This is a genomic window from Flavobacterium sp. (assembly GCF_049318185.1).
Classification (GTDB): Bacteria; Bacteroidota; Bacteroidia; order Flavobacteriales; family Flavobacteriaceae; genus Flavobacterium.
Genome location: NZ_JBMOGV010000002.1, coordinates 24,987 through 45,191 on the forward strand (window position 1 = coordinate 24,987; position 20,205 = coordinate 45,191).

Genomic DNA, 20,205 nt, shown 5'->3' on the forward strand with positions numbered 1-20,205 from the left:
TTAATTAAAAATATGCTAAAAATTCAAAACATATCTTTTTCATATTCAAAAGAACTAACAATTAATGAAGGTTCTTTTTCATTAGAAAAAGGAAAAAATCTTGCTATTATTGGAGAAAGTGGTTGTGGAAAAAGTACACTACTCAAACTTATTTACGGATTACATGATTTGAAAGATGGACATATTTTTTGGAATGATATTGAAATTCTAGGTCCAAAATTCAACCTAATTCCAGGTATGGATTTTATGAAATATTTAGCTCAAGATTTTGATCTAATGCCTTTCATCACAGTGGCAGAAAATGTTGGAAAGTACTTGTCAAACATTTATCCTGAACAAAAACAAGCAAGAATTTTGGAGTTACTTGATATTGTTGACATGATTGAATTTGCCAATGTAAAAGTTAAATATCTAAGTGGTGGTCAAATGCAAAGAGTTGCCATTGCTAGAGTTTTAGCACTTGAACCTGAAGTGTTATTACTTGATGAACCTTTTAGTCACATTGATAATTTTAGAAAAAATACTTTAAGACGTAAGTTATTTAGCTATTTGAAAGAGCAGCAAATCACAACTCTTATAGCAACTCATGATAGCACTGATATACTTTCTTTTGCAGATGAAGTTCTGGTTATTAAAAATGGAGAAGTAATCGATGAAGGTTCTCCATTAAAGATTTATCAAAATCCAAAAAACAAATATGTTGCCTCTCTTTTTGGTGATGTCAATGAATTAGTTGTTAATGGTGTCCTTAATTTTGTTTATTCTCATCAATTGGAAATTGTACCAGATTCTGATTTGAAAGTTGAAATATTAAATTCATATTTCAGAGGAAGTCATTATTTGATTGAATGTAATTATAAAGGAGAATTACTATTTTTCGAGAATAATGAAGCTATTAGGAAAGGCAATATTTTATATCTAAAGATTAAATAAAAAATCAATATTTTTCGATATATTTTTTAAAAGATTACTAATTTTGACTCACACTTTGTATTAAAATAATAAAAAATATATGTATCACTCAAAAATAAACGGACTAGGATTTTATGTGCCAGACAATATTGTTACCAATAACGATTTATCTAAAATGATGGATACTTCCGATGAATGGATTCAAGAGAGAACTGGAATAAAAGAAAGAAGGCATATCAAAAAAGGGGAAGACACCACAACTTCTATGGGAGTTAAGGCAGCCAAAATTGCAATTGAACGCTCAGTTTTAACTAATGATGAAATTGATTTTATAGTTTTTGCTACCATTTCTCCTGATTATTATTTTCCTGGTCCAGGTGTTGCTTTACAAAAAGAATTAGGATTGAAAACTATTGGTGCATTAGACATCAGAAATCAATGTTCGGGATTTATTTATGCTTTATCCATTGCTGATCAATATATTAAAACCGGAATGTATAAAAACATTTTAGTGGTTGCTTCCGAATTACAGTCTCTAGGTTTAGATATGACCAATCGCGGAAGAGGAGTTTCTGTTATTTTTGGTGATGGTGCTGGAGCTGCCATTTTGAGTAGAGAAGAAGATGTGAATAAAGGTATTTTATCAACACATCTGCATTCTGAAGGACAGCATGCTGAAGAACTAGCACTTTTAGCACCAGGAATGGGAGGAAGATGGATAACTGATATTATTGCAGATAATAATCCAGACGACGAGAGTTATTTTCCACACATGAATGGTCAATTTGTTTTTAAAAATGCTGTAGTTCGTTTTAGCGAGGTAATCAATGAAGGTTTGCAAGCTAATAATTTACAAGTTTCAGATATTGATTTGCTAATTCCTCATCAAGCAAATTTGAGAATTTCACAGTTTATTCAACAAAAGTTTAATTTATCTGATGACCAAGTTTTTAACAACATACAAAAATATGGCAATACCACTGCGGCATCCATTCCAATTGCACTGACTGAAGCTTGGGAGGAAGGAAAAATAAAAGTGGGTGATACTATTGTTTTAGCTGCTTTTGGTAGTGGATTTACTTGGGCAAGTGCAATTATTAAATGGTAAAGCTAAAATAAGTAGTCCTAAATAATCAATCAGAATAGTTAGGACTACTTAAATTTATTAACGTTTCATAGCAAAGTGTGCTTTGAATTCTTGGTCAACTTGATTTTCATCTTTATATGTCACGCTAAACCAATAATCATCTGATGGCATCATGTTACCGTTATAGTTTCCATCCCAACCACTTTCGCTTGGTCTAATTTGTTTCAAAAATTTTCCATATCGGTCATATATTAAAATACTCGCATTTGGTTGACCTGATAAATCCTTAATATTCCATGTGTCATTATACCCATCACTATTTGGTGTAAAGAATTTAGGATAGTTAACAACTATTGCTCTTACTGAAGTGCTACCGCATCCATTTTTATCCCTTACTGTAATTAAATGAATACCAGAAGTTACATTTTCAAACACAGGACTATCTTGAAAATAGCCATTGTCTAATTGATATTCAAAGTTATTACCTTGACCTGTTGCCACTACAGTAATAGTTTGTGTGTCTGTAAATTCATCACTAATGGTATAAGAAATAATTGCAGGTTCAGATGGATTTACGGTTACATTAACAGGTTTCGAAATACAACCATTAACATTACTCGTTGTAACTAATGTATAAACTCCTGGTAAATCAGCTTGATAACTATTTCCATTTCCAACTACCACATTAGCTTCATTTGTCCATACAAAATAGCTTGATGAAGTGCTTAACCCACTATATATTGTATATGGATTTAGAAGTGTTCCAGTTTCTTTATCGATACAAATTATACCATCAACAGGATTTGGTTCTGGTAATTTATTTACTGTTATAGTTATTGGTTTTATGTCATAACAACTTGTTGCTGATGTATTATTGATTCTAACATATACTGTGTTCAATACAGATGAAGTAACTGAGTTAGTTTGGTTTGAAGCATTAACAAGACTTTCATAATAAGCTATTGTAAATTCGCTCCCAGTTTGTGTTCCGAGAATGGTTGATGTTAAGTTTGATAAATTAAATAAAAATAGTCCATCATTTGTTTCATCTTCGTCACATATAGTTCTTAATGTTATTGGGACAACATTTGCTACTGGAGTATCAATGATTGTAACAGTAAATGAACTTTCATCAGAACATCCTGGTAAATAAGGTGAGACACCATAAATATAAATAGTTTGCGATGTTGAAATTGATGAACCTGCGGTAAGCATTGTTCCTGTTCCATTTGGACCAGTATAATATTGACCAATAGTTAATGAAGGTAAAGTGTAATTTTCACAAATGGTTATATTAGGTAAATTATCTACATTAAATATTGTTAAGGCAAAACTTATTTGGCTGGAACAATCAGGTGAGGTAAGTGAATGAGCATATATATATATTATTTGTGATGAAGTTAATACCTCTCCAGGATGCAATATATTTCCAGAACCATTTGGTCCAGTATAATAATCACCTATAATTAATGGTAGCAATTTGAATGAATTACAAGTAGCAATATTAAAAACAGCTTGAATTATAGGTGTATTATTTATTGTTATAGTAAATGAAGTTTCGTCTAGACACGAAAATGTATCTCTAATTAAAGATTCTTTAAATACATAAATCGTTTGACTTGATGTAATAATTGTACCAGGTAATAATTCAATTCCACTTCCATTTGGGCCCCCAGTTTTAGTATAAAATTTATTATTTAGTGTTAAACTTGGTAAAGTATAATTATCACAAGCAGTTATATTTGGTAAAACGTCTGATGAAGTTGAGAAAATATTTATCTGAAAACTGTTTTCTATGCTACAAGAAGGTGTTGTGTTTGAAATAGCATAGATATAAATTTTTTGTGAAGATGTGATTACTGAAGACGCAGGCAATAATGTTCCAGTTCCATTAGGTCCTGTATAATAGTTTCCCACATTTAATGGTGTTAAAACATATTGATCACATATATCAATATCGGAGCGAGAGTCAATATTAGGTAATGCATTAATGGTTACAGTAAAACTTGATTGGTTAAAACAAGTACTATCTAATCTCTTAAAGATATAAATAGTTTGAGTTGAAACTATATCATCTCCAGGATGAAGCATTGTTCCTATTCCATCAATGCCAGTATAATATTCTCCATTTGTAAGTGTTGGTAATGTATAATTTACACAAGCAGAAATGTTATTCATTATATCGACTTGAGGTTGGGTAATTGTCAAAGTAAAAAATAAATTATCAGAACAATTAGCACCTCCACTTGTTGTTGGAGAATATATATAGAGGGTACAGCTTTGGTTAATAACAGTCCCAGTTGGAATTTGTTGACCTGTCCCCATAGCACCTGTATAATAATTTCCTATTGGTAATGCAGGAAGTGTATAACCATTACATTGTGTAATATTTAGTGGTTGATTTATACCAATAAATACTTCAAAGATATCTTGATCTATACATGAAGGAGTATTAGCTCTTGCAACAAATACATATATAGTTTGTGAAGTAGTTATAATAGTTCCAGCTGTTAATTGATTTCCTGTTCCGTTTGGACCACTATAATAATCACCTATCTCTAAAGGAGGTAAAGTATAGGAACTACATTCAAAAACATCTGCTCTATTTCCAACTTCGACTGAAGGTAATACAGTAACAATAAAATTAGTATCTACAGAACAAAAAGGTGGGTCTGGACTAATGAAATAGTAATAAATAGTTTGTGTTGACGAAATTACAGTTCCAGCTGGTATTACTATTCCGTTCCCACCTGGTGCTGAATAATAATTTCCATAAGTAATAGAAGGCAATCTATATTCACCACAATTTGTAACGTTTTTTGGCGCTAAACTATCTTTATCTATTATAGTCACTTTGAATGAACTATTTGCTCCACAAGTTCCAGGTCCACCAGGTTGATTAAATATATAAATAGTCTGTGTCTGTATTATTACATCTCCGGCAAAAAGTGGTAATCCATTTCCATTAGCACTTGTAAAATAATTACCATTTTGTAGGGGTTGTAAAATGTAATTATCACAAACCAATACATCTTCTAATTCATCAACTTCTGGTAGTGGGTCAATAATAATGTTAAAATTTGTGATGCTAAAACATGAAGAATCTCCTGAATTTTGAACTCTAACATAAATAGTTGTGTCGGTAAATAATCCATTAGTTGTATTGATAATTGGATTTATTCCATCATTTGCATCATTCAATGAAGTATAATAGCTTACAATATTTGTAGTTGATGATTGACCATTTAATACAGCTAAAGTTTGTTGATTAAAATTACAATATGCATTATTTTGAGTTTGTGACCTAGCACATTTAATCAAGTCTTGAGGTTGATATGCTATAGGAGCAGGTGATTTTAATAATTGAAAAGATTTTACAATATAACAAGGACTATTTGGTATTTGAATTCTAACAAAAACTATTTGTCCGCTAGGTGCGTTATATAAAAGTGGTAGTTGATTAATGTTAGTATTTGCATCACTTTGACTAGAGTAATAGTTAACAATTGTTAGAGGATCTAATCCTTGTTTAACTCTGTTTGTGTTTAAACTTAAATCGAAATTAAAAGTTGAACCACCATTATCACAAGCATAAATCTCTTTTGGGTTTGGTGAAATTATTTGAGGATAATAATCAATTTCAATTAAATCAGTTATAGGTTGACATAAATTTGAAATATTATTGTAAGAGACACTATAATTTCCTGGTTGATTGATGCTAAGTGAAGGCCCCGTTTGTCCAGCTAGGGTAACGCCGTTTCTTTTCCATATAAATGTATAATTAGATGCACTTAAACCAGTGTTTAAAGTATATGTGCTTCCAAAACAAATAGCGTTATTGTTTGCAACAGTTAAATCTTGTCCTAAAACATCTTGTCCTATATTAAAACTATCCGATGCTATAAAAATAGCAGAGTCATATTTATAGTCAGCTCTATCAGCAATGACCAATTTAATATGGTATGTAATTCCTGGTGTTAAAGAAGAACCTGCAGTTAATAATTTTGTTTGACCATTAAAATTTGTAGCTGAATTTGAAGCATTTGATCCTCCATTAAACATTCCGAAAAATTGTGGGTTAGATGCGCCACAGGATGAGTTATATTGATTATCTCTTATTGTAACAACTGATATTGGTAAATTTGTATTGGGAACAACGGCTAAATTAGTTGTAACGCCTGTGCTAGTATTAGTTAATAAAAAAGCAAACGCATCAGAAAAGTTACACTGAAAATTGCCATATTCCTCAGAGGCAAATAAAAAATCAAAACTAAAATTTGAGGAAACGGGTGTAAAATCAAATTCTAACAGAGTTGCATTTTTTGAAACCATATTAATTCCAGCTGTTGCTAATATATTTTCTAAACTAATATCCCCTAACCAATTTGGAGTACCATCACTAAGTAAGGATAAGTTTGGATTTGGTCCTACAGCATTTAATACATTTCCGGTGCTTAATATAACCCCACTTTGCATCGGAAAATTTGGATTTGTATTTTGAAAAAATCCAATTCCATTTGAAGAGCCATAGTTTGTACCAGTACTCCACGTAATATTATTAGCAGCTATACACGGTGTATTGATTAATACATTATTAACTAATTCTGGAACTGTAAAACTTGTTGCACTTACGGTTATAGGTTGGGAGAAACCTAACACGGAAAGTAAAAACGCTATTGGTAGTAATATTTTTTTCATGACTTGGGGGATTAGGCATAACAAATATTAATAATTTTATCGCTTAAATGCAAATATATCCGATGAAATACATTAAAAAGTAAATATTATAAGTAAAAAACTTATATTTAAAAATAATATTAAATTTTCGAGTATATTTTATCTTCCAACAAAAATAATTTTCTAATGATTATCTTTGTAAACTCAAATATAAAAAAATTATGTCTTTACAACAAATACTTTCTCTAAAAATTCATAAAGCTCTTAACGTTTTATTTGAATTATCAATTGATAAAGTGGAGTTTCAGATGACACGCAAGGAATTTGAAGGTGATATCACCATGGTAATTTTCCCTTTATTGAAAGTAATAAAGGGAAATCCAATTGAAATAGGAACTAAAATTGGAAACTATTTAGTGGATAATGTAGAAGAAGTAATTGGTTTTAATGTAGTTTCGGGTTTTCTTAATATCGTAATTTCAGATGTTTACTATATTAATTTCTTCAATGATATAAAAAATAATGAAAAATTTGGTTTTGGGAAACCTTCAGAAAAAAGTACTGCTGTAATGGTTGAATATTCTTCCCCAAATACCAATAAACCGCTACATCTTGGACATGTAAGAAATAATCTTTTAGGATATTCCGTAGCTGAAATTATCAAAGCTTCAGGAAAAAAAGTGTATAAAACCCAAATTATTAATGACAGAGGAATTCACATTTGTAAATCGATGTTGGCATGGCAGAAATATGGTCAAGGTCAAACGCCTCAAAATTCTGGACTAAAAGGTGACAAATTAGTTGGAAATTTCTACGTAAAATTTGATCAAGAATATAAATCTCAAATTAGCGACATAATTGCTCAAGGAAAATCGGAGGAAGAAGCAAAAAAACAGGCTCCAATTATAATTGAAGCGCAACAAATGCTTCTAGATTGGGAAGCAGGAAAACCAGAAGTAGTTGCCTTGTGGAAAACTATGAACCAATGGGTTTACGAAGGTTTTGCTGTCACATATAAAAACCTTGGGGTTGATTTTGATAGTTATTATTACGAAAGCAATACCTATTTACTAGGAAAAGAAGTGGTGCAATTCGGATTAGAAAAAGGCATTTTCGAAAAAGATCCCGATGGTTCGGTTTGGATTGACTTAACAGATGACGGTTTGGATCGAAAAATCGTGTTGCGTTCTGATGGCACAGCTGTTTACATGACACAAGATATTGGCACAGCAATTCAGCGTGTCAAAGATTATCCCGATGTTGGCGGAATGGTATATACCGTAGGAAACGAGCAAGATTATCACTTCAAAGTATTGTTTTTAATTCTGAAAAAACTAGGATTTAATTGGGCCGAAAATTTATATCATTTATCCTATGGAATGGTGGAACTGCCATCAGGAAAAATGAAATCTCGTGAAGGAACTGTTGTTGATGCCGATGATTTGATGGAAGAAATGATTGATACAGCTGGAAAAATTGCAAACGAACTAGGAAAACTTGATGGTTATTCAGAAGAAGAGAAGTCCAAACTTTTCAAAATGATTGGTCTTGGCGCTTTGAAATATTATATTTTAAAAGTTGATCCAAAGAAACAAATTCTATTTAATCCTGAAGAATCCGTTGATTTTGCCGGAAATACTGGACCATTTATTCAGTACACTTATGCCAGAATTCAATCTATTTTGCGCAAATCAGATTTTAATTTAACTATTGAAATTACAAACCTAGAATTACATCAAAAAGAAAAAGAATTACTAAAACAAATCGAACTTTTTCCAGAAGTTATTCAAAATGCAGCACACAATCATAGTCCGGCCTTAATTGCAAATTACACCTACGATTTGGTAAAAGAATACAATCCATTTTATCAGGCGGTTTCCATTCTTGGGGAAGAAAATATTTTGAAGAAAACTTTCAGAGTGCAACTTTCAAAAAAGGTAGGTGAAACTATAAAAATCGCATTGGAATTACTAGGAATAGAAGTGCCAGAAAGAATGTAAATTTAAATCTAAAATAGCTTTTTAGTTAATTCTGAATTTCGAATTCTGAATTCTGAATTCTAAAACTTATATTTGCACTACAAAAAAAGTAAAGTTAGCATATGTTCAATAATTTAAGTGATAAATTAGATAAAGCATTTCATATCCTAAAAGGACATGGGAAAATTACAGAAGTAAATGTTGCAGAAACGCTAAAAGAAGTCCGTCGTGCATTACTTGATGCCGATGTTAATTTTAAAATTGCCAAAGATTTTACCACAAGAGTTAAAGACAAAGCCATAGGTCAAAATGTATTAACCACATTGCAACCAGGACAATTGTTGGTAAAACTGGTGAAAGACGAGTTAACCGAATTAATGGGCGGGGAAGCCACTGGAATTAATCTTTCCGGAAATCCATCTGTTATTTTAATGTCGGGTTTACAAGGTTCAGGTAAAACTACTTTCTCAGGAAAGTTAGCTAATTATCTGAAAACCAAAAAAGGGAAGAAACCACTTTTGGTTGCTTGTGATATTTATCGTCCTGCGGCAATAAACCAGTTGCATATCGTTGGAGACCAAATTGGAGTGGAGGTTTACTCTGAACCCGAAAATAAAAATGCTGTTCAAATCGCATTAAATGCGATACAACACGCCAAATCAAAAGGATTCAATGTTGTCATTGTCGATACCGCTGGCCGTTTAGCCATTGACGAGCAAATGATGAACGAAATTGCCAATGTTCATGCGGCAATTAAACCACAAGAAACATTGTTCGTAGTTGATTCTATGACGGGTCAAGATGCAGTAAACACGGCAAAAGCGTTTAATGATAGATTGAATTTTGACGGTGTTATTTTAACCAAATTAGATGGTGACACTCGTGGTGGAGCAGCAATTTCTATTAAATCTGTAGTCGATAAACCAATCAAGTTTATTGGAACTGGTGAAAAAATGGAAGCTATTGATGTTTTCTATCCTTCGCGTATGGCGGAAAGAATTCTCGGAATGGGAGATGTGGTTTCCTTGGTAGAAAGAGCGCAAGAACAATACGATGAGGAAGAAGCCAGAAAAATTCAAAAGAAAATTGCTAAAAACGAATTCGGTTTTGATGATTTCTTGTCCCAAATTCAGCAAGTGAAAAAAATGGGTAATATGAAAGACCTTGTGGGAATGATACCTGGAGCAGGAAAAGCATTAAAAGATGTTGAGATTGAAGATGATGCTTTCAAACACATTGAAGCCATTATCCATTCAATGACACCAAAAGAAAGAACCAAACCTGCCATATTAGACATGAAAAGAAAAACCAGAATTGCCAAAGGCTCTGGGCGCAAAATAGAAGAAGTAAATCAGTTGTTAAAGCAATTTGAACAAATGAGTAAAATGATGAAGATGATGCAAGGTGGTGGCGGAAAGAATTTAATGAAAATGATGGGCGGAATGAAATAAATAATCAGTCGAAAGTCGAAAGTTGAAAAGTAATAATGACTTTTGACTTTTGACTTTTGACTTTATGACAAAATACTATGCAAATTTTAGACGGAAAAAAAGTATCGGAAGATATTAAAAATGAAATAGCAGCCGAAGTTCAAAAGATGAAAGACAATGGCGAAAAAGTACCTCACTTAGCTGCTATTATTGTGGGTAATGATGGAGCAAGTTTAACTTATGTGGGAAGCAAAGTAAAATCCTGCGAAAGAGTAGGTTTTGAATCCACTTTAATTAAAATGCCTAGTACAACTTCGGAAACAGAATTGCTCAAAAAAATAAAAGAACTTAATGAAGATGACAACATCGATGGATTTATAGTGCAGTTGCCATTGCCAAAACAAATTGATACACAACACATCATCATGTCAATTGATCCAAGTAAAGATGTAGACGGTTTTCATCCTGAAAATTTTGGGAAAATGGCCTTAGATATGACCACTTTTATTCCGGCAACACCTTTTGGGATTTTAGAATTGCTAGAACGATATGGCGTGGAAACACAAGGAAAACATACGGTTGTTATTGGAAGAAGTCATATTGTTGGCCGCCCAATGAGTATTTTGATGGGAAGAAAAGGATTTCCAGGAAATTCAACAGTGACTTTAACTCACAGTTATACTAAAAATATTGCTCAAATAACCACGCAAGCCGATATTATAATTACCGCACTTGGCGTTCCCAATTATTTGAAAGCCGAAATGGTAAAAGATGGTGCAGTTGTTATTGATGTTGGAATTACACGTGTTACTGATGAAACTCAACCAAAAGGATATAAAATTACAGGTGATGTAGATTATGAATTTGTTTCAAAAAAAGCGTCTTTTATAACTCCAGTTCCTGGCGGAGTTGGACCAATGACTATCGCCATGCTATTAAAAAATACGTTGTTAGCAAGGGAACAAAAACGATTACAAAAAGTTTAAAAAATTATGAGTTAAACTCAGGTTTTTAATTTGATCCTGAGCTACCACGCGAATCCCTTCGAATGGTAGCAGGACCAACCAACATTACACTAACCAATTATCTAAATCTGTTGAACTACTTTCGGGTAGAAGCATTTTCTATTTACTTGTATTGTATAGGTTTTATTGTTTTAGATTTTCCAATATTATTAATAATACTGTCTAGGGAATATGTACCATATGCAGGAATTGCAAATTGTTCTTTAGTTATAGCAATTTTTGAAAAATATTTTTTTTTGTTTTCGTATTCAATTACTTTGATGCGATGATTATTTTTATGGTATTCCCATGTCCCGGTAACTTGTTCTTTTGCTGTTGCTGAAAGAAAAAATAGTATAGGAACTGGTGTGTAAAATATTAGAATTAATAGATTCCAATTTTTTATTTTAGTTTTGTCTTTCCAGATTATAATCCCCATTAGGGTTGTCAAAATGCTCCAAATTAATACAAGTGTAAATAAGTAAACTAAGGACATACTATCCTCATTTTTTGATAGAGTCCACAAAAAAACTGTATATAAAGTATAAATTACAGAAATGCAAATAAGTTTTAAATTTTGATTTTTGTTCTTCATTTTTCTAATAATAAACTTTGATAAAAGTATATCATTCTTTACTATTTATTTTTCGTCTAGATTAAAAAATGATTTAATCAAGATTAAAAAATTACGGCCAAGATTCGTAAAATTTTTTAGGCAAGTATGCTTAGTGGGTGTCGCTATTTCAGGATAAGACAGTCTATGAAAAACTAATTACAATCGGTGTTTTAATTATAAATCTTACTATTAAATGGTACATAGTTCTCACTAATCCCATTTTACTTTTTCTTTATACCTTTCAAAACTCACATTTTTTATTGATATTTGCACTTCCAAAAAACAAATACCTCAAAACAATGGGAATGAATAAAAATACCGTCTTAGGATGGGCTACTTTTATAATGATAATTATGGGATTAATTCTAATAGGTTTAGGAGTTTACCGCTATGCCGATGTTGCTGGTTGGGGATTTGGCACCGTAGGAGTAGGTTTTCTTGCCAATGCATGGGTATTCTCCTCATTAAAAGGAAGAGTATAACAAGGTTTATAACAAACAGTTTATAATTCAAAATTTAAAATAAAAATATGAGCGACGATAAAAAAGTAATTTTCTCCATGCAACGTTTGAGCAAATCCTATCAAGGAAGTGACAAGCAAGTATTAAAAAATATTTATCTGAGTTTCTTTTATGGTGCTAAGATTGGTATCTTAGGATTAAACGGTTCGGGTAAATCATCTTTATTAAAAATTATTGCCGGTGTAGATAAAAACTACCAAGGCGATGTAGTATTTCAACCAGGATATACAGTTGGCTACTTAGAACAAGAACCACAACTAGACGAAACTAAAACTGTTTTAGAAATCGTAAAAGAAGGTGTAGCCGAAACTATGGCATTATTAGACGAATTCAATAAAATCAATGATATGTTTGGTTTGCCAGAAGTCTATGAAGATGCCGATAAGATGGACAAGTTAATGGACCGTCAAGCACAATTACAAGACAGAATAGACGCTTGTGGTGCTTGGGAAATAGATAACAAATTAGAAGTAGCCATGGATGCGCTGCGCACTCCAGAAGGTGATATGCCAATTAGTGTTTTATCAGGTGGCGAAAAGCGTCGAGTAGCTTTGTGTCGCTTGTTACTACAACAACCGGATGTTTTGTTATTAGATGAGCCTACCAATCACTTGGATGCAGAAAGCGTACTTTGGTTAGAGCAGCATTTAGCACAATATGCCGGAACTGTAATTGCAGTAACTCACGACCGTTATTTCTTAGATAACGTAGCCGGATGGATTTTGGAACTCGATAGAGGAGAAGGTATACCTTGGAAAGGAAACTACTCTTCTTGGTTAGATCAAAAATCTAAACGTATGGAACAAGAAGAAAAAGTAGCTTCTAAACGTAGAAAAACGCTTGAACGCGAGTTGGATTGGGTGCGTCAAGGTGCCAAAGGTCGCCAGACCAAACAAAAAGCGCGTTTACAGAACTACGATAAACTTTTAAACGAAGATCAAAAAGAACTAGACGAAAAATTAGAAATCTATATTCCAAATGGTCCACGATTAGGAACTAATGTAATTGAGGCCAAAAATGTTGCCAAAGCTTTTGGTGATAAACTATTATACGACAACTTAAACTTTACATTGCCACAAGCCGGAATAGTGGGTATCATTGGTCCAAATGGCGCGGGAAAATCTACTATTTTCAGAATGATAATGGATGAAGAAAAAGCAGATGCAGGACAATTCAATATTGGAGAAACAGTAAAGATTGCTTATGTTGATCAGTCACACTCTAATATAGACCCAAATAAATCTATTTGGGAAAACTTCTGTGATGGGCAAGAGTTAATTATGATGGGTGGAAGACAAGTAAACTCAAGAGCTTATTTATCGCGATTTAATTTTGGAGGAAGTGATCAAAATAAAAAAGTAGCTGCGCTATCAGGTGGAGAACGTAACCGCTTACACTTAGCGATGACTTTGAAAGAAGAAGGAAACGTGCTATTACTGGATGAGCCAACCAATGATTTGGACATCAACACGCTACGTGCTTTGGAAGAAGGTCTAGAAAACTTTGCAGGTTGTGCGGTAGTAATTAGTCATGACAGATGGTTTTTAGATAGAATTTGTACCCATATCTTAGCTTTTGAAGGCAATTCTGAAGTCTATTTCTTTGAAGGGAGTTTCTCTGAATATGAAGAAAACAAAAAGAAACGTCTAGGTGCTGATGTCACACCAAAACGTATTAAATACAGAAAGTTGATTAGAAATTAATTAAATACTTATAAAATCCCGAGTAATCGGGATTTTTTTTGAATAAAATTTTATATTTGATGTCTTAACTAGCCAAATGATTAATACTAAATACATTAGTTTACTATTTGTTTTACTTTTCACTTTTTCAACGGCATTTTCTCAAGTGCATAAAATAGAAAAAGCGGCCACTAAAATAGAACTTAATAAGTATGATATTGAATTAAAAAAAATTGAAAGAGAAAGTCAATTACATAAAGAAAATGTTAAAGAATCAAAACTCTTAGTTGTTTTTTTTGTTGTAATTCTTATAGTTTTGTTGTTCCTTTTATTGTCTTTATATAAAAATATAAAACTCAGAGAAAAAGCTAATCAGGAATTACAATTGGCTAATAAAGCTTTGATAGAAGCCAAGGAAGAAGCAGAAGAAGCCACTAGACTCAAATCACAATTTGTTTCAACTATAACTCATGAATTGAGAACTCCATTATATGGAGTTATTGGTATTACTAATATTATACTTGATGAACACAAAGAATTAGGGAATAGTGCTCATTTAAAATCATTGAAATTTTCGGCAAAATATTTACTTTCATTAGTAAACGATATTCTTCAGATTAATAAAATTGAGGAAAATCGTATTGTTTTAGAGAATCTAATCTTTAATCTGTTGGATGAAATTACAACAATAAAAAATTCTGTTGAATACATAGCTGATAAGAATAATAATAAATTTACAGTTCAAATAGATACTGCTATTCCTGAGTTTTTAATAGGTGATAAACTAAGACTTTCTCAAATCATTATGAATTTGGTAAGTAATGCATTGAAATTTACCAAAAATGGCGAAGTAATACTTAGTGCTGATCTGAAAAGAGTGGAAGACAAAACTTATTTTGTTGAATTCAAAGTAAAAGATACTGGAATTGGAATTGCCAAAGAAGACCAAGAAAAAATCTTTGATAAATTTGTTCAAATTGAACGCAAAGACGAAGACTATCAAGGAACAGGATTAGGTTTGTCTATTGTATCAAGATTAGTTTCCCTTTTTGATAGCGAAATCCATTTAGAAAGTGAGGAGAATATTGGAACTACATTCTATTTCACTGTAGGCTTTGAATATGACGAAGAGAAATCACAACAGATTATCAATAATATAGAAGTTGATTTATCCGAAAATTTTTTGTATAATATTTTAGTTGTAGAAGATAATAAAATCAACCAAATGGTGACAAAGAAAATAATTCAAAATAGCAATATGACATGCACTATTGTAGATGATGGTTTTGCAGCTATGATGGTATTAGAAAGAGAGCAATTTGATTTAATATTAATGGATATTAATATGCCACTCATCAACGGTTTTGAAACTACAAGAAAGATTAGAAAAAAAAATATAAAAATACCTGTTATTGCCTTGACCGCATTTGATAAACAAGAAGTGATAGAAGAAGCTCTTGCAGCTGGAATGAATGATATTATGGTCAAACCATTCGAACCCTCAAAATTATTTCAAGTGATAACCAATAATATCAAAGACAAAAAAAACGTTAATTAATACCAACGCTTTTTATTTTTTTTAGAGGCCTCTGATTTTCTAGAATTACTTGTTTCGGGTTTCTTTTTGTTTCTTAAATCTGGTTTAGTATCTGGATTGGGTTCTCCATCTTTCCATGGAAAAGGATGCTCCTTCATGGTTTTGACATTCACTTTTATTAGCTTCTGTATGTCTTTCCAATAGGTTTCTTCATCTCTCCCGCAAAAAGAAATAGAGATTCCGCCATTACCAGCACGACCCGTTCTACCTATTCGGTGTACATAGGTCTCAGGTATATTTGGCAAATCAAAATTGATTACATAAGGTAAACTTTCGATATCAATGCCACGGGCGGCAATATCAGTAGCTACGAGTACTGTGATTTCTTTGTTTTTGAACTGATCTAAAACACGTTGTCTTGCCGTTTGGGATTTGTCGCCATGAATAGCTTCTGCATTTACACCATGCTTTTTCAAAGCTTTTACCACGTTATCTGCTCCATGTTTGGTTCTAACAAAAACTAACACATTGCTGAGGTTTTCATTGCGTATTAAATGATATAATAAACCACGTTTGTTTTCCTTATCTACAAAATAGATTTGTTGTTCAATAATCTCTGCCGTAGAAGAAACGGGTGTTACCGAAACATATTCGGGTTTGTTTAAAAAAGTGTCAGCTAATTCCCTAATTGAAATGGGCATTGTAGCAGAAAACAATAAGGTTTGTCTATTTGTAGGAACCAATTTCACAATTTTTCTAACATCATTTATGAAGCCCATATCGAGCATCAAATCTGATTCGTCTAATACTAAATAGTGTAAACTATCAAAATCTATAAAACCTTGCTTGTGTAAATCCAATAATCTTCCTGGAGTAGCTATTAATACATCTACACCTTTCTTTAATTGATCTACTTGTGGCACTTGAGAAACTCCTCCAAATACTGTTAATTGTCTGATGTTGGTATATTTTCCATAGGTATCAAAACTCTCACCAATTTGAACCGCTAGTTCGCGTGTTGGGGTTACTACCAAGCAACGAATTTCTTTAGTTTTTTTGGATGAACCTATCATCCTATGTAAATTGTGTATTATTGGTATAGCAAAAGCAGCTGTTTTTCCTGTGCCTGTTTGTGCACATCCTACCAAATCTTTTCCTGCTAAAATAAACGGAATTGCTTTTTCTTGAATTGGAGTTGGGCTTGTATATCCTTCTTCAAAAACAGCTCTTTGAATACTTTTGGATAATGATAAATTTTCGAATAACATATATTATGCTTACGATTTAGTGTAAGCCATCGCAAATATAAGCAATTAGGAATTGGGAATTAGAATTTAGGAATTAATGCAAAACATATACTAAATTTCCAAATCCTAAATTCGTCAATCGTAAATCTTAAATTAAATTAATTCTTTTCTCGATTTTATAAAATCCGTAACTAAGTAACCAATTAATTTACCAATAAGGTGATTGTTTTTTTCTTCGCCAAGTTCTGGTGCGCCTTCGCAAATATGTATATAAGAAGCATTTCTGTTTTTGCCAAAAAATGACACAAACTGACGCAATTCTTCAATAGAAAAGCCACTCATGGTCATGGCACTACTAGCAATATTTGGTAAAGCATCTAAATCAATCTCGATACCATAGGCATCATTTTTTATAAAATCAAAAGCAGTATTTAGTTCTTGTTGAAAGTTTTTTTGTTGACGTACTTTTATTTCATCATAGGTGTTAAAGCTAACTCTGTCCTCGATTTTCTTTAAATTATCTAAAACATTTTTAGAGGTATAATTTTCGTGCAAACCAAAAATAAAATATTTTTTTAAAAAACCTTCTTCATAAGCATATGAAAATCCATTACCACTATGTCTTCCTTCAAGAATTCTAAAATCAGAATGCGCATCAAAGTTCACTGCATTAATAGGTTTTCCTAGTGCTAATGCTGTTCCTTTAATATTTCCGTAGGCATTATTATGTCCACCGCCAATAATGATGGGAATTTTTCCACATTTTATAATACAACTTATAAAGTGAACTACTTCTTTATCAATCTTTTGAACTAGCTCGCTCAATAGCTTTCTATCCTCAGTTTTTTGGAAGTCTAAATCTTTGGCTTGTTCCATTTCTTGAGTAATATCAAGTTTACCCAAAACTATAATTTGACTTCCTTTACAGAAACGATTGTGTTGAATATTGGCAATGCTTCTAATGGCACTTTCCCATGCAGAAGCTGCACCTGGACGACCAAAATTAGCTCTAATGCCCACATCTTCAGGAATGCCAAAAAGCACATATTTTGCTTCACAATTATTTAAAAAATCAATACAATTTTCACCTTTTGGCAGTGTTATCATTTTTTCGCCAAATTTTACTTCACCGCTTCTGTGGTTGGTAACTTTGGCTAAATCATGAATTGAAAAAGGAATTAATTTTTCCATTTTAGAAATATTTTTTAAAAAATATAATATAATTGTTTATTACAAGATACTATCTCAAATATTATTACATTTGTTTAATAATAAATTACCACATGGAAAATAAAAATGGAAATTCTAGTTTAAAAGCGATTATTGCAGTTTTAGCTTTATTATTAGTAGGAAGTTTGATTTATATATTCAAATTGACTTCGGATGCCAAGACACTACAGACTACAATTGTCACCACAAATTCTGAAAAAGATGGGGTATTAAAAGACCTATCAGATTTAAAAGCTACCTATGACGCTGCCATTGCAAAAAACACTTCTATGTCAGATGAATTAATAGCTGAGCGCGATAAGGTTGTTAAGTTAATTACAGAATTAAAATCAGCTAAAGGAGACATAGCTTCACTTTCAAAATACAAAACTCAATTCAAAGCATTGGAAGAAAAAATGAAAGCTCTAATGCAAGAAGTTGCCGTTTTAAAGAAAGACAATCAAGTATTGACCACAAATTTAGATAGCACGAAAGTGGTTTTAGAGGATTCTAAAAAATACAATCAGGTTTTGGTTGGACAAAATGAAGATTTAGCAAAAACAGTTGAAAAAGGATCAGCATTAACTATAACTAATTTGAAAACTGCATCTTATAAAGTGAGAAGTTCAGGAAAACAAATAGAAACGGATAAAGCTAGTAGAACAGATATGCTAAAAATAAGTTTTACCATTGCAGAAAACAAAATTGCCAAGTCTGGTGATAAAACCTATTATGTTCAAGTAATTGATGCTAAAAATAATGTTTTAGGATACAAAACTACAATTTCATTTGGTGATACCTCATTGACTTATAGTTTTACCACCACCGTAAAATATGAGAATAAAACAGTTGATGTTTCAGAACAATTGCCAGGAAAAGATTTTGCGAAAGGAACCTATTTTGTTAATGTTTTTGACAAAGGAGAATTGGTTTCCAAAAGCAGTTTTTCTTTGAGATAATCATAATGATCAAGTATAAAGAAGTCTCGATTCCGGGACTTTTTTTATGCAATTACTTTTCCATCTAGAATAACTTGTTCTATTAAATTACTACCAAAAGCATAGGGCAATTCATAAAATGAATTCATTGGTTTAGTGATTATTAAATTAGCTTTTTTTCCAATCGTAATACTGCCATGTGTCTCAGAAATACCCATAGCATAAGCACCATTTATGGTTGCAGCGTTTATTGCTTCTTCGGGTGTCATTTTCATTTTAATGCAAGCTGTTGCAACCACAAAATTCATATTACCTGATGGAGAAGTCCCAGGATTAAAATCAGAAGCTAATGCAAGTGGTAAACCAGCACTTATTATTTTTCTGGCTGGTGTATAAGGAATACTAATGAAATAGGAACAAGTAGGCAAAGCTACTGGCATGGTTTCGGTATTTTTTAGCACTTCAATATCTTCATCAGTTACTATCTCTAGATGGTCAACAGAAAGTGCCTTATGTTTTATACAAGCTTCAATTCCATTGATGGCTGTAAATTGATTGACATGAATTTTGGAACGTAAACCATATTGATTTCCAGCTTTCATAATTCGTTCAGTTTCTTCGACTGAAAAATAGCCTGTTTCACAAAAAGCATCAATATAATCAGCTAGTTTTTCTTTGGCAATTTTAGGTAACATTTCATGGATAATCATATCAAGATAACCACTATGATTTTCTTTAAATTCGCTTGGAAAAGCGTGTGCGCCTAAGAAAGTTGCTTTGATGATTATGGGATAATTTTCGGCTAGTTTTTTGATTACACGAAGTATTTTTAATTCGCCTTCTACGGTTAATCCATAACCCGATTTAATTTCGACTGCTCCAGTTCCTTGTTGGATGATTTCTTTTAATCTTACTTTTGATTGATTATAGATTTCTTCTTCTGAAGTTTCGTTGAGTTTTTTAGCAGAATTTAATATTCCACCACCACGATGGGCAATTTCTTCATAAGTCAATCCATTAATTCTATCCACAAATTCTTGTTCGCGGTTGCCTGCATAAACAAGGTGTGTATGGCTATCACACCAACTAGGTAAAACTATTTTTCCTGAAGCATCAATGGTTTTATCAACATTTATTTTAGGACAATCTTCCATAGAACCAAAGGCTGTAATAGTTCCATTTGTAATCAATAAATAGGCATTTTTGATAGTAGGTAAAATAGCCATTTCGCTGCCGGACACTTTATCAATTGTATTTTCTCTGACTTGTAATAGCTCTTTTATATTGATGATTAAAGTTTGCATTTCAATGATTTTTGGTAAAAATAGTTTGAAAAAAATAAATATTCTTAAATTTAGACAAATTT

The 20,205-nt window shown here is 32.0% G+C and carries 14 protein-coding genes; 9 read left to right on the forward strand and 5 right to left on the reverse strand.

Going from position 1 to position 20,205, the window contains the following annotated elements; genetic code table 11:
• Window positions 1-12: 12 nt before the first annotated feature.
• Both ACOYLT_RS00360 and ACOYLT_RS00365 read left to right on the forward strand, forming a co-directional pair.
• Complete coding sequence (locus ACOYLT_RS00360) at window positions 13-933, forward strand: ABC transporter ATP-binding protein (RefSeq protein WP_422851847.1); 921 nt, start codon at window positions 13-15, stop codon at window positions 931-933.
• A 79-nt stretch (window positions 934-1,012) separates the two neighbouring features.
• Window positions 1,013-2,020, forward strand: coding sequence for a 3-oxoacyl-ACP synthase III family protein (locus ACOYLT_RS00365; protein WP_422851848.1), 1,008 nt, complete (start codon window positions 1,013-1,015; stop codon window positions 2,018-2,020).
• A 57-nt stretch (window positions 2,021-2,077) separates the two neighbouring features.
• Here ACOYLT_RS00365 and ACOYLT_RS00370 read toward each other — a convergent pair whose 3' ends face one another.
• The gene (locus ACOYLT_RS00370) at window positions 2,078-6,697 is read right to left on the reverse strand and encodes a choice-of-anchor L domain-containing protein (protein WP_422851849.1); all 4,620 of its coding nucleotides are present in this window, start codon (window positions 6,695-6,697) and stop codon (window positions 2,078-2,080) included.
• A gap of 200 nt (window positions 6,698-6,897) precedes the next feature.
• Here ACOYLT_RS00370 and argS point away from each other — a divergent pair, with 200 nt between their 5' ends.
• The 3 genes from argS to ACOYLT_RS00385 all read left to right on the forward strand — a co-directional run bounded on the left by argS (window position 6,898) and on the right by ACOYLT_RS00385 (window position 11,071).
• Window positions 6,898-8,676, forward strand: coding sequence for an arginine--tRNA ligase (gene argS, locus ACOYLT_RS00375; RefSeq protein WP_422851850.1), 1,779 nt, complete (start codon window positions 6,898-6,900; stop codon window positions 8,674-8,676).
• A 101-nt stretch (window positions 8,677-8,777) separates the two neighbouring features.
• Entirely contained in the window at window positions 8,778-10,106 is a 1,329-nt protein-coding gene (ffh, locus tag ACOYLT_RS00380) for a signal recognition particle protein (protein ID WP_422851851.1), read from the forward strand.
• Between the two features lie 77 nt (window positions 10,107-10,183).
• Window positions 10,184-11,071, forward strand: coding sequence for a bifunctional 5,10-methylenetetrahydrofolate dehydrogenase/5,10-methenyltetrahydrofolate cyclohydrolase (locus ACOYLT_RS00385; protein WP_422851852.1), 888 nt, complete (start codon window positions 10,184-10,186; stop codon window positions 11,069-11,071).
• Between the two features lie 142 nt (window positions 11,072-11,213).
• Here ACOYLT_RS00385 and ACOYLT_RS00390 read toward each other — a convergent pair whose 3' ends face one another.
• Window positions 11,214-11,585: a hypothetical protein gene (locus ACOYLT_RS00390; RefSeq protein ID WP_422851853.1), complete on the reverse strand. Its 372-nt coding sequence runs from the start codon at window positions 11,583-11,585 to the stop codon at window positions 11,214-11,216.
• Window positions 11,586-12,004: 419 nt separating this feature from the next.
• On the opposite strand from ACOYLT_RS00390, the gene ACOYLT_RS00395 reads away from it, so the two are divergent.
• The 3 genes from ACOYLT_RS00395 (at window position 12,005) to ACOYLT_RS00405 (ending at window position 15,466) form a co-directional block, all read left to right on the forward strand.
• Window positions 12,005-12,187, forward strand: a complete 183-nt coding sequence (locus ACOYLT_RS00395) for a CAL67264 family membrane protein (protein ID WP_422851869.1) — start codon at window positions 12,005-12,007, stop codon at window positions 12,185-12,187.
• Between the two features lie 47 nt (window positions 12,188-12,234).
• Entirely contained in the window at window positions 12,235-13,929 is a 1,695-nt protein-coding gene (gene ettA, locus ACOYLT_RS00400; protein WP_422851854.1) for an energy-dependent translational throttle protein EttA, read from the forward strand.
• 76 nt (window positions 13,930-14,005) lie between these two features.
• Window positions 14,006-15,466, forward strand: coding sequence for a response regulator (locus ACOYLT_RS00405; RefSeq protein WP_422851855.1), 1,461 nt, complete (start codon window positions 14,006-14,008; stop codon window positions 15,464-15,466).
• Here the strand turns inward: ACOYLT_RS00405 and ACOYLT_RS00410 are convergent.
• Both ACOYLT_RS00410 and ACOYLT_RS00415 read right to left on the reverse strand, forming a co-directional pair.
• Window positions 15,463-16,713 (reverse strand): DEAD/DEAH box helicase, encoded by a 1,251-nt coding sequence (locus ACOYLT_RS00410; protein WP_422851856.1) that lies wholly within the window; start codon window positions 16,711-16,713, stop codon window positions 15,463-15,465. The genes ACOYLT_RS00405 and ACOYLT_RS00410 overlap by 4 nt on opposite strands.
• A 132-nt stretch (window positions 16,714-16,845) precedes the next feature.
• Window positions 16,846-17,883, reverse strand: a complete 1,038-nt coding sequence (locus ACOYLT_RS00415) for a formimidoylglutamase (RefSeq protein WP_422851857.1) — start codon at window positions 17,881-17,883, stop codon at window positions 16,846-16,848.
• 92 nt (window positions 17,884-17,975) lie between these two features.
• Between ACOYLT_RS00415 and ACOYLT_RS00420 the strand changes: the two genes are divergently transcribed.
• The gene (locus ACOYLT_RS00420) at window positions 17,976-18,860 is read left to right on the forward strand and encodes a hypothetical protein (protein ID WP_422851858.1); all 885 of its coding nucleotides are present in this window, start codon (window positions 17,976-17,978) and stop codon (window positions 18,858-18,860) included.
• 44 nt (window positions 18,861-18,904) lie between these two features.
• On the opposite strand, the gene hutI is transcribed toward ACOYLT_RS00420, so the two are convergent.
• Window positions 18,905-20,143: an imidazolonepropionase gene (gene hutI / locus ACOYLT_RS00425; protein WP_422851859.1), complete on the reverse strand. Its 1,239-nt coding sequence runs from the start codon at window positions 20,141-20,143 to the stop codon at window positions 18,905-18,907.
• Between the last annotated feature and the right edge of the window lie 62 nt (window positions 20,144-20,205).

Excerpts from the sequence above, each read along its gene's own strand:
- ACOYLT_RS00360 (WP_422851847.1), top strand. The coding sequence starts at position 13 with ATGCTAAAAATTCAAAACATATCTTTTTCATATTCAAAAGAACTAACA.
- ACOYLT_RS00365 (WP_422851848.1), top strand. The coding sequence starts at position 1,013 with ATGTATCACTCAAAAATAAACGGACTAGGATTTTATGTGCCAGACAAT.
- ACOYLT_RS00370 (WP_422851849.1), bottom strand. The coding sequence starts at position 6,697 with ATGAAAAAAATATTACTACCAATAGCGTTTTTACTTTCCGTGTTAGGT.
- argS (WP_422851850.1), top strand. The coding sequence starts at position 6,898 with ATGTCTTTACAACAAATACTTTCTCTAAAAATTCATAAAGCTCTTAAC.
- ffh (WP_422851851.1), top strand. The coding sequence starts at position 8,778 with ATGTTCAATAATTTAAGTGATAAATTAGATAAAGCATTTCATATCCTA.
- ACOYLT_RS00385 (WP_422851852.1), top strand. The coding sequence starts at position 10,184 with ATGCAAATTTTAGACGGAAAAAAAGTATCGGAAGATATTAAAAATGAA.
- ACOYLT_RS00390 (WP_422851853.1), bottom strand. The coding sequence starts at position 11,585 with ATGTCCTTAGTTTACTTATTTACACTTGTATTAATTTGGAGCATTTTG.
- ACOYLT_RS00395 (WP_422851869.1), top strand. The coding sequence starts at position 12,005 with ATGGGAATGAATAAAAATACCGTCTTAGGATGGGCTACTTTTATAATG.
- ettA (WP_422851854.1), top strand. The coding sequence starts at position 12,235 with ATGAGCGACGATAAAAAAGTAATTTTCTCCATGCAACGTTTGAGCAAA.
- ACOYLT_RS00405 (WP_422851855.1), top strand. The coding sequence starts at position 14,006 with ATGATTAATACTAAATACATTAGTTTACTATTTGTTTTACTTTTCACT.
- ACOYLT_RS00410 (WP_422851856.1), bottom strand. The coding sequence starts at position 16,713 with ATGTTATTCGAAAATTTATCATTATCCAAAAGTATTCAAAGAGCTGTT.
- ACOYLT_RS00415 (WP_422851857.1), bottom strand. The coding sequence starts at position 17,883 with ATGGAAAAATTAATTCCTTTTTCAATTCATGATTTAGCCAAAGTTACC.
- ACOYLT_RS00420 (WP_422851858.1), top strand. The coding sequence starts at position 17,976 with ATGGAAAATAAAAATGGAAATTCTAGTTTAAAAGCGATTATTGCAGTT.
- hutI (WP_422851859.1), bottom strand. The coding sequence starts at position 20,143 with ATGCAAACTTTAATCATCAATATAAAAGAGCTATTACAAGTCAGAGAA.